Origin of the sequence: Acuticoccus mangrovi, assembly GCF_016411865.1 — a bacterium.
GTDB classification, from domain to species: domain Bacteria; phylum Pseudomonadota; class Alphaproteobacteria; order Rhizobiales; family Amorphaceae; genus Acuticoccus; species Acuticoccus mangrovi.
Genome location: NZ_JAEKJA010000007.1, coordinates 19,092 through 31,674 on the forward strand (window position 1 = coordinate 19,092; position 12,583 = coordinate 31,674).

Consider the following 12,583-nt stretch of genomic DNA (forward strand, 5'->3'; position numbering starts at 1 on the left):
CATGAGCGAAGGAGTTAAGAATGGAGCTCGATCTCGTCGAGCTGTCACGCCTGCAATTTGCAATGACAGCAATGTATCACTTCCTGTTCGTGCCGCTGACGCTCGGTCTATCGGTCATCGTCGCGATCATGGAAACCGTCTACGTCATGACGGGCCGGCCGGTCTGGCGACAGATGACGAAGTTCTGGGGCACGTTGTTCGGAATTAACTTCGTCCTCGGCGTCGCGACCGGGATAACGATGGAATTCCAGTTCGGCATGAACTGGTCGTACTACAGCCACTACGTCGGAGACATTTTCGGCGCGCCGCTGGCGATCGAGGGGCTGATGGCCTTCTTCCTCGAGGCGACGTTCGTCGGGCTGTTCTTCTTCGGCTGGGACCGGCTGTCGAAACGGGGGCATCTCACGGTCACCTGGCTCGTCGCGATCGGCTCCAACCTGTCGGCGCTCTGGATCCTCATCGCGAACGGCTGGATGCAGAACCCGGTCGGCGCCGCCTTCAACCCCGACACGATGCGCATGGAGATGACCTCCTTCTTCGAGGTCATGTTCAACGAGGTGGCGCAGGCGAAGTTCGTCCACACCGTGTCGGCGGGCTACGTCACCGCCTCGGTGTTCGTGCTCGGCGTGTCCGCCCTCTACCTCCTGCAGAAACGGCACAGCGAGCTCGCTCGCCGCTCCATCACGGTGGCGGCGTCGTTCGGCCTCGCCTCGGCCCTTTCGGTGGTCGTGCTCGGTGACGAGTCGGGCTACGAGGCGACGCATAACCAGCGCATGAAGCTCGCCGCCATCGAAGGCATGTGGGAGACCGAGCCCGCTCCCGCGTCCTTCACCCTCTTCGGCTTTCCCGACACGAAAGCGCGCGAGACGCACTACGCGATCCACATCCCCTACGTGATGGGCCTCATCGCCACGCGCTCGCTCACCCAGGACATCCCCGGCATCAACGAGCTCGAGGCCGAATCGGAGAGGCGGATCCGCTCCGGCATCCTCGCCTACGACGCGCTGATGACGATCCGCCAGGAGCGCGACGCGACCCCGCAGGCGGTGCGCGACACCTTCGAGGCACACGGTGGCGATCTCGGCTACGCCTTCCTGCTGCGGCGCTACATCGATGATCCGCGCCAGGCGACGGACGCGATGATCGCGCAGGCGGCGAACGACACGGTGCCCACCGTCTGGCCGTTGTTCTGGGCATTCCGCGTGATGGTGGCGCTCGGCTTCGCCTTCATCGGGGTGATGGCCTACTTCTTCTGGCGCTCCTCCTTCCGCGGCGGGACCTACCCGCGCTGGGCGCTGGTGGCGGCCGTCGCGGCGATCCCCACGCCCTGGCTCGCGGCGGAGCTCGGCTGGTTCGTCGCCGAGTTCGGGCGGCAGCCGTGGACGGTCGACGGTGTGCTGCCGACCGCGCTGTCGGTGAGCCACCTCTCCGTCGAGGATCTCTTCCTCACCCTTGCCGGCTTCGTCACCTTCTACACCGTCCTCTTCGTGGTGGAGATGGGGCTGATGGTGAAGTTCATCCGCAAGGGCCCCTACCAGGACGTGGACGCGGTCGACGCCTGGAATGCCAGCCACACAGCGCGCCTCACGGCCAAGCCCGGTGCCACCGACGGCCCCGTCGGCCTGATGCCCGCGGAGTAAGACCCATGATCCTTTCCGAATTCATTAGCTACGACGTTCTCCGCGTCATCTGGTGGGGCCTTCTCGGCGTCCTCCTCATCGGTTTCGCGCTGACGGACGGGTTCGACATGGGCGTCGGCGCGCTGCTGCCCTTCGTCGCCCATACCGACGTCGAGCGGCGCGTCACAATCAACACGGTCGGTCCGGTGTGGGAGGGGAACCAAGTGTGGTTCATCCTCGGCGGCGGCGCGATCTTCGCCGCCTGGCCGCCGCTCTACGCGGTCTCCTTCTCCGGCTTCTATCTGGCGATGTTCGCGGTGCTCGCGGCGCTGATCCTGCGTCCCGTGGCGTTCAAATATCGCTCCAAGCGGGACCGCGCGGGGTGGCGCTCAAGCTGGGACTGGGCGCTCTTCGTGAGCGGGGCGGTGCCGGCGCTGATCTTCGGCGTCGCGGTCGGCAACGTCCTCCAGGGCGTGCCGTTCGAGCTGACGCCGGACCTCTTCTCGCTCTACGAGGGTTCGTTCATCTCCAAGTTCATCGGCCTGTTGAACCCGTTCGCCCTCCTATGCGGCGTGGTCTCGCTCGCCATGCTCCTCACCCACGGGGCGGCCTGGCTGTCGCTCAAGGCCGAGGGCACGGTGGCGCAGCGGGCGCGTCGGATCGGCGCGGTCACGGGCCTCGTCACCATCGTCGGCTACGCGCTCGCCGGCGTCTGGCTCGCCTTCGGCGTTAAGGGATATGCGTTCGTGGGTGACGTTGTCACCGACGGGCCCTCCAACCCGCTCTATACGGAAGTCGAGCGCACGTCGTCCTGGCTCGTCGCCTACGCCGAGCGTCCGTGGATCGCCATCGCACCGATCCTCGGCTTCCTCGGCATGGTGATGGCGGTGAAGGGGCTGCGTGCGGGCCGGGAGGTTTCGACGCTGTTGTGGTCGAAGCTCGGCATCTTCGGCGCGATCTCTTCGGTGGGGCTCACGATGTTCCCGTTCATTCTGCCGTCCTCGATCAGCCCGCGGAGCTCGCTCTCGGTGTGGGACTCCTCGTCCTCGCACCAGACGCTGTTCGTGATGCTGGTCGCGACGGTGATCTTCATGCCGCTGGTGCTCGCCTACACCGCCTGGGTCTATCGGGTGCTGTGGGGCAAGGTCACCGAGGCCGAGGTCACCGGCAATTCCGAAACCGTCTACTGAGGGAGACTGCCGCATGTGGTATTTCGCCTGGGTCCTCGGCCTGCCCCTCGCCGCTCTGTTCGCCGTCGTGAACGCCATGTGGCTCGAGATGCAGGACGACACCGCGCTCGCCGAACGGGGCGAGCAGCCGCCGGCGGTCAAGAAGTAACCGCCTCGCCGGTGGCGCGTCCGCGGGCGGTCTGACCGCCCGACGGCCGCCCCCGGCCCACCCTACGGCCCAACCCGCAAGGAAACGCGCTCGCGCCGCCCTACGGCGCAACGGGGGCGGCTTGCCCTCGCGAGGCGGGTCCACCGGTGCCGTGAAGAATGAGAAGGGAGAGACGCATGACCCTCGATCGCCGACGCTTTTTGGCACTGTCGGCTGCCGCAGGCCTCGCCGCCGGAGCATCCGCCACCACCGTGGGGTACGCGCAGGACACCACGCGAACCAACGCCAAGATCGTCATCATCGGCGCCGGGGCCGCCGGCACCGCGCTCAGCAACCGCCTGGTGGATCGGCTCGAAGGGGCGCAGATCACCATCGTCGATCCGCGCAAGGACCACTGGTACCAGCCGGGCTTCTCGCTCATCGCCGCCGGCCTCAAGCCGGCCGGCTACGCCGTCTCCCGCACCAGCGACTGGCTGCCCCGCGGGGTGAAGCTCGTCAGCGAGGCCGTCGTCGCCGTCGACCCCGAAACGAAGCGGGTCACCACCGACGCCGGGACGCAGCTCGACTACGACGTCCTCGTCCTCGCACCGGGCCTCGTCCTCGACAACGACGCGATCGAGGGCTTCTCGCTCGACGTGGTCGGCCGCAACGGCGTCGGCGCCCTCTACGCCGGCCCGCAATATGCGGCGAAGACGTGGGAGGCGGCGGCCCGCTTTTCGGAGACCGGCGGTGTCGGCCTCTTCACCCGCCCCGCGACCGAGATGAAGTGCGCCGGCGCGCCGCTCAAGCACACCTTCCTCATCGACGACATCGCCGAGCGGGCCGGCACGACGAAGCGCAAGATCGTCTACGCCTCGCCCTCCGACAATCTCTTCTCCGTGCTGATCGTGTCGGAGAAGGTGCGGATGCTGTTTCAGCACCGCGGCGTCGAGCCCGCCTATCGCCACGTCCTCAAGGCGATCGACGTGGAGAAGAAGGTCGCGACCTTCACTACCCCCGACGGCGATCTGCAGCGCGACTACGACTACATCCACGTCATCCAGCCGCAGCGCGCGCCATCCTTCGTGCCCGAATCGGGCCTTGCCTGGCCCGACCGCTGGATCGGCCAGGGCTGGGCCGAGGTCGACCCACACACCCTGCGGCACCGCCGCTACGCCGACATCTTCGCCGTGGGCGACGTCGCCGGCGTGCCGAAGGGCAAGACCGCCGCGAGCGTGAAGTGGCAGGTGCCGGTGGTGGAGGATCACCTCGTCGCCCATCTCGCCGGCCGCGAGGGGACGGCGCGCTACGACGGCTACACGTCCTGCCCGCTGATCACCCGGGTCGGCCGGGCGATGCTCGTGGAGTTCGACTACCAGAACAACCTCGTGCCCTCCTTCCCCGGCATCATCGCGCCGCTCGAGGAGCTTTGGGTCAGCTGGCTGATGAAGGAGGTCGCGCTCAAGGCGACCTACAACGCCATGCTGCGCGGCCGAGCCTGAGGAGGAACAGATGAAGGAGCTCACTCCCTCGACCCTCGTCGCGGTCTTCGAGGAAATCTTCGGCCGGGGTCTCTTCTGGGCGATGGTCGTGACCGCCGCGGTCGTGACGCTCGCCTACTTCTACGTGCTCATCCGCGACCGGCGGGTGAGCTGGCAGAAATTCCTCTTCGCCCAGCTCTCGATGCCGGTCGGCGCGGTCGGCGCCGTCTTCTTCGTGATGTGGGCCACCCACTCCGAGTTCGCCGACATCGGCGGGCCGATCGACGTGATCGTGCTGCTCGCCGTCGCCGTCGCCGGAGCGATCGGCATGGCGATCCTCGTCTACACCCTCGAATCGTTCCTCGTCAGAAGGAAGCCCTTGCCGTGACGACACCCGCCGCTCTCGAGACGTCCTCCCGGATCGAGCACTTTCCCATCGGCTATTTCGGCATGTCGATGGGGCTGTTCGGGTTCGCTCTGGCGCTGCGGGCGGCGGGCTTTCCCGTCGCCTCGCACGTCGGCATGTGGGTCGGCCTCGCCGCGTTTGTGGTGCTGGCGGCGATGCTCATCCTCAAGGCGACGCTCTACACCTCGGCCCTCGTCGCCGAGTGGCACCACCCCGTGCGCATCGCCTTCTTCCCGGCGACGACGATCTCGCTCCTCCTCTTCGCCGCCCTCATCCATCACGATGCGCCCGGCATCGCGACCGTCGTCTGGATCGTCGGTGCGGTCGGGCAGGGTGTCCTCACCGTCGTCGTGGTGTCGGCCTGGATCTCGCACCGCGCGTTCGGGCCGGGGCACCTGTCGCCGGCCTGGTTCATCCCGGCCGTCGGCAACGTGGTGGTGCCGCTCGCCGGGGCGCCGCTCGGCTACGAGGAGGCCTGCTGGTACTTCTTCGCCGTCGGCATCGTCTTCTGGCTCGTGCTCCTGACGATCATCTTCAACCGCCTGATCTTCCACGATCCGATCCCGGAGCGGCTGCGACCGACGCTCGTCATCCTCATCGCGCCGCCCGCCGTCGCCTTCGTCTCGTGGATCCAGCTCCACTCGGGCGCGCTCGACGACACGGCGCGCGTCCTCATCAACGCCGGCTACTTCTTCACCGCCGTCGTCCTGGTGCAGCTCCCCTCGTTGCTGAGGCTGCCGTTCTCGCTCCCGTTCTGGGCGCTGTCGTTCCCGCTCGCCGCGATCACGGTGGCGAGCTTCCGCTTCGCCGACCTGACGGGCTCCGCCGTTCACAAGACGTTCGGCTACGTGCTGCTCATTGTTCTCGCAATTGCCATCGTCGGTCTTCTCTTGCGCACCATTCGTGCCGTATGGGCGGGGGAGATCTGTCGACCCGAATGACGGATGGCGATCCAAGTACACTCTTTTCGCGACGTCTTGTCGCGAAATCGGCGCACTTGGTGACTCCGTCACCGTCGCCGGGGCCGCATGGGTCTACAACTGATCGCAACAGCGGCTTCTTCGAAGCGAGCCCGACCCGTGGAGGACGACATTGTCAAACGAAAACATCATTGAAGATCTTCAGACCGCGGTGAAGATGGAGATGAGTGCGGCGCACCAATATCAGCTTCACGCGCACGTCCTCGACGATTGGGGGCTCGGCAGGCTCGCCAAGCAGATGCGCTCGGAGATGACGGAAGAGCTCGGCCATTCCGACGCCTTCCTGGACCGCATCATGTTCCTCAGCGGCACGCCCAAGATCGAGCTCGCGAAACCGCCGCAGGTCGCCGGCTCGCTCGTCGAAATGTTCGAAATGGATCTCGCCGACGAGGTCGACGCGATCGCCTTCTACATCAAGGCCGCCAACAACGCGGCCGCGGTGGGCGACGTGGGCACGCGCGTGCTGTTCGAGCGGATCGCGCTCGACGAAGAAGAACACAAGAGCTGGCTCGAGACGCAGCTCGGCCTGATCCAGCGTCTCGGCGAGAAGACCTACAGCGCCAAGTTCATCGTCGTCGAAGAAGAGGAAGAAGAGGACGACGACTAACCTCGCCACCGTCCCGACGCCGGCCAGGGGTCGCGACAGGGGCGCCGCGTCGTCGCGGCGCCGGATGATGATCGCGACCCGCTCCGCCGCGTAGGGGGTCGAGGTTCCGCTCCCCCGATGGCCGTCCTGCCGTGCCGCCTGAGTGGCGCGGACCGGCAACGCGTGCCCAACACCCGACTGAAAGGACACAAGATGCAACGCTTGATCATTGCACTGCTCGCTTCGGTTGTTTTCGCCGCACCTGTCTCCGCGCAGGAAAAGCCGAACCTCGTCACCATCGTCACTTCGCCCGAGCCGCAAACGCAGCTGATGGCGATGGTCCTGACCATGCAGGCGGCCGCCCAGGGCGCCTCGCCTCACATCCTGCTGTGCGGGCCGGGCGGCGACATCGCGCTGAAGGAGGCGCCTGTGAGCGCCACCAGCGGCCAGCCGCCGAAGGGGATGAGCCCCCAGGGCCTGATGCAGACGATCCGCGAGAAGGCCGGCGCGACGGTCGAGGTGTGCGCCATCTACCTGCCGGGCAAGGGGCTCGACCCGTCGGCGCTGCTCGACGGCATCACCGTCGCGAAGCCCCCCGAGATGGCCGGTCGCCTGATCGCGCCCGGCACCACCGTCCTGTCGTTCTGAGAGAGGCCATGATGAAGACGATGATCGCAGCCGCGCTGTTCGCGGCAACCCTGGCGGCCGGCCCCGCGGCCGCCGCGCCGGAGCCGGAGAACCCCGCCCGGCAGACCTCATGGGGCCTCTATCTCACCTCGCAGGAGGCCTACGAGATGAAGCAGGCGCGCGGCGACGAGGTGCTCTTCGTCGACGTTCGCGAGCCGGTGGAGATCATGTTCACCGGCTTCACCGACGTGGTGGACGTGAACGTGCCGTTCCTGCTGGTCGATCCGTCGCGGTGGAACGCGAAGAAGCCGGTCCTCGAGATGGCGCCCAATCCGGATTTCGCCGCCGACATCGAGAGGGCGCTCGCAGCGCGGGGGCTCGGCAAGGATGCGCCGGTGATCCTGATGTGCCGCTCGGGCGGCACCCGCGGCGCACCGTCGGCCAACGCCCTCGAAGGCCTCGGGCTCGAGGCGGTCTACGTGGTCGTCGACGGCTTCGAAGGGCCGACCGCCAAGAACGATCCCAACGGGCCGCAGCGCAATGTCGGCGGCTGGAAGAACTCCGGCCTGCCGTGGGGCTACGCGCTCGACCCGAAGAAGATCTACACGCGGCCCTTCGACTGACGCCGCGACAACGCTGGAGACCTTCGCCATTCGCCCGCTCGCGGCCCTCATCGGGTGCCGCGGGCGGGCTGTCATCGTGGTGAGAGCGCCGTCCCATATGAGACGGCACCCAATGTGACGCATCCCCGATGGCTCGCGATTCCTTGCGTCGGGGGTGCCTCGACCATACCGGTTCGGGACGTATCAGAGCGCGTCGCGGCGTGCCGACCGGTGTCGATGCGACGTGAGGCAGGGAGAAGAGCATGACGTATTGGGACGAGAGGTTCGCCGGCGAGGACTATCTCTTCGGCACCGCGCCGAACGTCTTCCTGGAGCAGGAGGTGGGCCGCCTGCCGTCGGGCGGTCGCGTGCTCGCCGTCGCCGACGGCGAGGGCCGCAACGGCGTCTTCCTGGCGGAGAAGGGCTTCGACGTGACGTCGCTCGATTCCTCCGCCGTGGGGCTCGAGAAGGCCCGTCGCCTGGCGCAGGAGCGCGGCGTGTCGCTCCACTTCGTCCACGCCGACGTCGCCACCTGGGACTGGCCGGAGGCGTCCTTCGACGCCGTGGTGGCGATCTTCATCCAGTTCGCGCCCCCGCCGATGCGCGAGGCGATGTTCGAGCGGATGAAGGCGGCGCTGCGACCCGGCGGCGTCCTCCTGCTGCAGGGCTATCGGCCCGAGCAGGTCGACTACGGCACCGGCGGTCCGCCGAACCGCGAGAACATGTACACCCGGGCGCTGCTCGAAGAGGCCTTCGCCGACCTCGAGATCCTGCACCTTGCCGAGCACGACAGAGAGCTCGGCGAAGGCGACCGCCACGTCGGCATGTCCGCCCTGATCGATCTCGTGGCGCGGCGCCCCGAGTAGGTCGTCCACCGGCTCGCGGGCGGACGGGGGAGGGGCGCCGGATCCTCAGCGTGCGGCCGGCTCGCCGGTGGCGATCGCCTCTGGATCGGCGCCGGCGAAGAGGGCGTCGCGCGCCTCGACGAGGCAGCGGCGGACCACCTCGAAGACGTCCTCGCGCGCCGACGTCCGCCGCCTGACGAGGACCACCCGACGCGGCCGCGCTCCCGGCAGGTCGGTGAGGGCGATGCCGTGCCCGTCGGCTGCGCCCGCGGCGACGGCGAGCTTTGGCAGCAGCGTCAGCCCGAGCCCCTGGCCCACCATCGCGGCGAGGGTGGCAAGGCTCGTCGCCGCGAACGAGCCGTCCTCCGAGAGGCCCGCGCTCGGAAAGCTCGACAGGGCGTGACGCTGCAGGCAGTGCCCCTTTTCAAGGAGCAGGAGGCTGCGCCCCTCGAGGTCGCCGCCGTCGGCCGACGGACGGTTCGCCAGCGGATGGCCGCGCGGGGTCGCGAGCTGATAGCCGTCGTCGAACAAGGGCTCCACCTCGAGCTCGCCCGGCACGTCGTAGGGCAGCGCCATCACCACCGCGTCGAGCTCGCCCTTCATCAGCCGCGCGATGAGGGCGTCCGTCAGATCCTCGCGCAGCAAGAGCCGCACGTCCGGCCGCGCCTCGCGGATGAGGGCGAGGGCGGCCGGTATGATGAACGGCCCCACGGTGGGGATCGCGCCGAGACGAACGACGCTCGTGCCCCGTCCCGCATGCGTATCGGCAAGCTCCTGGATCGCCTCGACGTCGGCGAGCACGCTTTGCGCCCGCCGGGCGATCTCCTCGCCGACGGGCGTCATGAGGACCGAGTGGCGCGTGCGCTCCGCGAGCTGCACCCCCAGCTCCAGCTCGAGCTCCTTGAGCCCGGTCGAGATCGTCGACTGGGTGACGTGGCACGCCTCGGCCGCACGCGAGAAGTTCAGCGTGTCGGCGAGGGCGACGAGGAAGCGGAGCTGGCGGAGCGAAGGCATCGGACTCGTTATGGAATTTTTCGATCAATATCCGCTTTTAAATCAATTTCACAAACTCTGCCAAGGGCGGCATATCGACGGCATCGCAAATCGCACACGAGGAACCGACGATGACCAGCCCGACCGCCGAAGCCCCCGTCATGGGCCTGCCGCGCATCAACGAGAAGGCGCCTGACTTCTCCGCCCTCACCACCTCCGGCATGCGCAGCCTGTCGGACTACAAGGGCAAGTGGCTCGTCCTCTTCTCCCACCCGGCCGACTTCACCCCGGTCTGCACGACCGAATTCATGGCGTTCGCCCGCAAGGCGAAGGAATTCGAGGCGATCAACACCGAGCTGCTCGGCCTCTCGATCGACAGCCACTACGCCCACATCGCCTGGATCCGCTCGATCAAGGAGACCTTCGGCGTCGACATCTCGTTCCCGATCATCGCTGACCTCGACATGAAGGTGGCGTCGAGCTACGGCATGATCCATCCCGGCGCCGCCGACACCCAGGCGGTCCGCGCCACGTTCATCATCGACCCCGAGGGCGTGATGCGGGCGATGGTCTACTACCCGATGACCAACGGCCGCTCGGTGGACGAGATCTTCCGCCTCGTGACGGCGCTGCAGACCTCGGTCGAGCACAAGTGCGCCACGCCGGAAGCCTGGGCGCCGGGCGACGAGGTGATCGTGCCGACCCCGCAGACGGTGGATGCGGCCGAGAAGCGCGCCGACGAAGGCTACGCCACCAAGGCCTGGTACTTCTCCACCCGCAGTCTCTGACCGGCTCCACCGCCGAACGCGACACGGCGGGAGGGGACACCCCTTCCGCCACCGCCGCCCACCCAAAACGAGCCGCCGCGGCCCTTTGTCGATGAATCAACGCGTCGAGACATTTGAGTAGGTCGTGCCGTTCGGCGCAGACCTTGCGCGGCACTCAAATGTCGCGGTCGATCCGCTAGACGGCCGGCGTTCCGCTGTCGGCCTCGCCCGTCGGACCGGGGTGCGTCGCGCGAACGCCGGCGCTCTTCTCGACCGACGCGCGGACGATGCGGGCGGCGGGGAAGCGCAGCGCGGCGCGGAACCCGCCGCCGGCACGTGCGCCGAGGTCGAGCCTCGCTTCCATCCGCGCCGCGCAGGCTTCCACGATCGAGAGCCCGAGCCCGCTGCCGATCCCCTTGCGGTTCGAACCGCGGTAGAACCGCCCGCTCGCCCGCTGGAATTCCTCAGGCGCCATGCCGCCGCCGTCGTCCTCGACGACGAGCGCGCCGTCCCCCCAGCCGATCCACACCGTGCCGCCCGTCGCGTAGGTCGCGCCGTTTTCCGCCAGATTGCGGACGGCGAGAGCGAGGGGAGCCTCACCCACCGCGAGCACCACGTCGGCGAGGCCGTCGTCGACGACGAGACGGCCGCCGGTCGCTTCGAGGCGGGCGGCCGCCTCCGCGCTCGCCGCCGAGACCACCGGGAGAAGCCGCAGCCGGTCGCCCGTCGCGGGGGCGGCCGCCTCCGCCTCGCCGAAGGCGAGGAGCTGGCGCACGAGGCGCGCGTTGCGGTCGACGCCGGTAATGATGCGGCCGAGCGCCGCCGTGCGGGTCGCCTCGTCGGGCGCGCGGGCGGCGATCTCGGCCTGGGTGCGCAGGCCCGAGAGCGGGGTCTTCAGCTCGTGCGCGGCGACGGCGAGGAACTCCCGCTCGCGGCCGAGAAGCTCAGCAACGCGGTGGAACAGCCCGTTGAGGGCGCGCACCACGGGGCGGATCTCCTGCGTGGCGTCGTCCTCGGGCAGGGGCTGCAGGTCCTCCGCGCGGCGCCGCTCGAGCCGGGCGGCGAGCCGCGACAGCGGCGCCAGCCCGCGGCCCACCGCGAACCACAGGATCGCGGCGAGCAGCGGCAGCGTCACGAGCATAGGCACCGTGAGAGCGAGGAGCATCTCGCGCACGATGTCGTTGCGGAAGGTGAGATTGTCGCCCACGAGCACCTCCACCCCGGCCCGCTCGTTCCGGACCGCATAGACACGCCACCGCTCGCCGTCGACGACGCGGACCGCATAGCCCGCGGCGTGGTTCGACAGGCGGGCGTCGGGGGCGCCGGCCGACTTGCCCACGAGATCGCCCGACAGCGACCAGATCTGGCAGGAGAGCTGGCGCTGATAGCCCTCGTGCGTCCACTCGCCGGCGTCGAGGGTGCCGGCCGCGGCGGTAAGGCCGATCTCGTGGCTCTCGATCAGCGAGGAGACCATGTTGGCGGCCTCGCGCAGGCGTGCGTCGAGCACCCGCTCGAGCTTGGCGTTGGTGCTGAGCGTGATCCAGGCGGCGCCGAAGGCCCACACGAGCCCGGTGGCGACGATCAGCATCGCGAAGAGCCGCAGCCGGAGGGAGCTGCGCGGCGCGCTCACGCGTCGTCCCGGCGCAGGCGATAGCCGAGGCCCCGCACCGTCTCGATGAAGTCGCCGCCGAGCTTGCCGCGCAGATTGTGGATGTGCACCTCGACGGCGTTGCTCTCGACGCCGTTGGAAAAGCCGTAGAGCCGGTCTTCCAGCTGCTGGCGCGACAGGACGACCCCCGGCCGCTCCATCAGCGCGTGGAGGAGGGCGAATTCGCGACGGGAAATGCGGATCGGCTTGTCGGCGACTTCGGCCGACAGCGTCGCGGGATCGATGGCGACGTCGCGCCACTCGATCCGGGCGGCGGCTTGGCCGCGTCCGCGCCGCACCAGCGCGCGCAGCCGGGCGGCGAGCTCGTCGAGCTCGAAGGGCTTGCCGAGATGATCGTCCGCCCCCGCGTCGAGACCGGTGATGCGGTCGGCGAGGGTGTCCTGGGCGGTCAGCATGATGACGGGCGTCGCGTCGCCGCGAGCGCGCAGATCGGCGAGGATGGCGCGACCGTCACCGTCCGGCAGCATGACGTCGAGGACGATCGCGCTGAACCCGCCGACTGCGATCGCGGCTTCCGCGTCGGCCGCGGACGGGGCAAGGTCCACGGTGAAGCCCTGCAGGCCGAGACCCACGGCGAGACCGTCCCCGAGGAGCTCGTCGTCCTCCACGATCAGGATGCGCATCGTTGGCTCTCCATTGGCCCGACGTCGGGTGCGGGGCTGAGCTTAAGCGCGCCTTAAGCTGGCGAGGC

General features: G+C 68.6%; 14 protein-coding genes. 11 read left to right on the top strand and 3 right to left on the bottom strand.

The annotated features are described in order from the left end of the window. Window positions 1-20: 20 nt before the first annotated feature. From JCR33_RS09295 to JCR33_RS09340, 10 genes are all read left to right on the top strand, one after another. On the top strand, window positions 21-1,640 hold the full coding sequence (locus tag JCR33_RS09295; protein WP_198881787.1) for a cytochrome ubiquinol oxidase subunit I: 1,620 nt from the start codon (window positions 21-23) through the stop codon (window positions 1,638-1,640). 5 nt (window positions 1,641-1,645) lie between these two features. After that, a complete protein-coding gene (gene cydB, locus JCR33_RS09300; protein ID WP_198881788.1) occupies window positions 1,646-2,809 on the top strand; it encodes a cytochrome d ubiquinol oxidase subunit II in 1,164 nt (387 codons plus the stop codon). A gap of 13 nt (window positions 2,810-2,822) precedes the next feature. Beyond that, complete coding sequence (gene cydX, locus JCR33_RS09305; protein ID WP_198881789.1) at window positions 2,823-2,957, top strand: cytochrome bd-I oxidase subunit CydX; 135 nt, start codon at window positions 2,823-2,825, stop codon at window positions 2,955-2,957. A gap of 176 nt (window positions 2,958-3,133) precedes the next feature. Continuing rightward, window positions 3,134-4,438 carry an NAD(P)/FAD-dependent oxidoreductase gene (locus tag JCR33_RS09310; protein ID WP_232372473.1) on the top strand — a complete coding sequence of 435 codons (1,305 nt, stop codon included), beginning with the start codon at window positions 3,134-3,136 and terminating at the stop codon, window positions 4,436-4,438. Between the two features lie 10 nt (window positions 4,439-4,448). Then, window positions 4,449-4,805 carry a DUF5368 domain-containing protein gene (locus JCR33_RS09315; protein ID WP_198881791.1) on the top strand — a complete coding sequence of 119 codons (357 nt, stop codon included), beginning with the start codon at window positions 4,449-4,451 and terminating at the stop codon, window positions 4,803-4,805. Continuing rightward, window positions 4,802-5,764, top strand: a complete 963-nt coding sequence (locus tag JCR33_RS09320; protein WP_332461153.1) for an SLAC1 anion channel family protein — start codon at window positions 4,802-4,804, stop codon at window positions 5,762-5,764. Before JCR33_RS09315 ends, JCR33_RS09320 begins: the two co-directional genes overlap by 4 nt. A gap of 151 nt (window positions 5,765-5,915) precedes the next feature. Beyond that, complete coding sequence (locus tag JCR33_RS09325; protein WP_198881792.1) at window positions 5,916-6,410, top strand: bacterioferritin; 495 nt, start codon at window positions 5,916-5,918, stop codon at window positions 6,408-6,410. Between the two features lie 117 nt (window positions 6,411-6,527). Continuing rightward, a complete protein-coding gene (locus tag JCR33_RS09330) occupies window positions 6,528-7,037 on the top strand; it encodes a hypothetical protein (RefSeq protein ID WP_211110188.1) in 510 nt (169 codons plus the stop codon). A gap of 11 nt (window positions 7,038-7,048) precedes the next feature. After that, window positions 7,049-7,639 (top strand): rhodanese-like domain-containing protein, encoded by a 591-nt coding sequence (locus JCR33_RS09335; protein ID WP_198881793.1) that lies wholly within the window; start codon window positions 7,049-7,051, stop codon window positions 7,637-7,639. A gap of 242 nt (window positions 7,640-7,881) precedes the next feature. Further along, window positions 7,882-8,484, top strand: a complete 603-nt coding sequence (locus JCR33_RS09340) for an SAM-dependent methyltransferase (protein WP_198881794.1) — start codon at window positions 7,882-7,884, stop codon at window positions 8,482-8,484. A gap of 45 nt (window positions 8,485-8,529) precedes the next feature. Here JCR33_RS09340 and JCR33_RS09345 read toward each other — a convergent pair whose 3' ends face one another. Next, window positions 8,530-9,477 carry a LysR substrate-binding domain-containing protein gene (locus JCR33_RS09345; RefSeq protein ID WP_198881795.1) on the bottom strand — a complete coding sequence of 316 codons (948 nt, stop codon included), beginning with the start codon at window positions 9,475-9,477 and terminating at the stop codon, window positions 8,530-8,532. 110 nt (window positions 9,478-9,587) lie between these two features. Between JCR33_RS09345 and JCR33_RS09350 the strand changes: the two genes are divergently transcribed. Next, the gene (locus tag JCR33_RS09350) at window positions 9,588-10,244 is read left to right on the top strand and encodes a peroxiredoxin (protein WP_198881796.1); all 657 of its coding nucleotides are present in this window, start codon (window positions 9,588-9,590) and stop codon (window positions 10,242-10,244) included. A 175-nt stretch (window positions 10,245-10,419) separates the two neighbouring features. On the opposite strand, the gene JCR33_RS09355 is transcribed toward JCR33_RS09350, so the two are convergent. Continuing rightward, a complete protein-coding gene (locus JCR33_RS09355; protein ID WP_198881797.1) occupies window positions 10,420-11,853 on the bottom strand; it encodes an ATP-binding protein in 1,434 nt (477 codons plus the stop codon). Continuing rightward, the gene (locus JCR33_RS09360; RefSeq protein ID WP_198881798.1) at window positions 11,850-12,515 is read right to left on the bottom strand and encodes a response regulator; all 666 of its coding nucleotides are present in this window, start codon (window positions 12,513-12,515) and stop codon (window positions 11,850-11,852) included. The genes JCR33_RS09355 and JCR33_RS09360 overlap by 4 nt, the downstream gene beginning before the upstream one ends. Between the last annotated feature and the right edge of the window lie 68 nt (window positions 12,516-12,583).

What these genes read in the sequence shown, in the direction of transcription:
- cydX (WP_198881789.1), top strand. Translation starts at nt 2,823, where the DNA reads ATGTGGTATTTCGCCTGGGTCCTCGGCCTGCCCCTCGCCGCTCTGTTC.
- JCR33_RS09335 (WP_198881793.1), top strand. Translation starts at nt 7,049, where the DNA reads ATGAAGACGATGATCGCAGCCGCGCTGTTCGCGGCAACCCTGGCGGCC.
- JCR33_RS09330 (WP_211110188.1), top strand. Translation starts at nt 6,528, where the DNA reads ATGGCCGTCCTGCCGTGCCGCCTGAGTGGCGCGGACCGGCAACGCGTG.
- JCR33_RS09360 (WP_198881798.1), bottom strand. Translation starts at nt 12,515, where the DNA reads ATGCGCATCCTGATCGTGGAGGACGACGAGCTCCTCGGGGACGGTCTC.
- cydB (WP_198881788.1), top strand. Translation starts at nt 1,646, where the DNA reads ATGATCCTTTCCGAATTCATTAGCTACGACGTTCTCCGCGTCATCTGG.
- JCR33_RS09350 (WP_198881796.1), top strand. Translation starts at nt 9,588, where the DNA reads ATGACCAGCCCGACCGCCGAAGCCCCCGTCATGGGCCTGCCGCGCATC.
- JCR33_RS09295 (WP_198881787.1), top strand. Translation starts at nt 21, where the DNA reads ATGGAGCTCGATCTCGTCGAGCTGTCACGCCTGCAATTTGCAATGACA.
- JCR33_RS09315 (WP_198881791.1), top strand. Translation starts at nt 4,449, where the DNA reads ATGAAGGAGCTCACTCCCTCGACCCTCGTCGCGGTCTTCGAGGAAATC.
- JCR33_RS09345 (WP_198881795.1), bottom strand. Translation starts at nt 9,477, where the DNA reads ATGCCTTCGCTCCGCCAGCTCCGCTTCCTCGTCGCCCTCGCCGACACG.
- JCR33_RS09340 (WP_198881794.1), top strand. Translation starts at nt 7,882, where the DNA reads ATGACGTATTGGGACGAGAGGTTCGCCGGCGAGGACTATCTCTTCGGC.
- JCR33_RS09310 (WP_232372473.1), top strand. Translation starts at nt 3,134, where the DNA reads ATGACCCTCGATCGCCGACGCTTTTTGGCACTGTCGGCTGCCGCAGGC.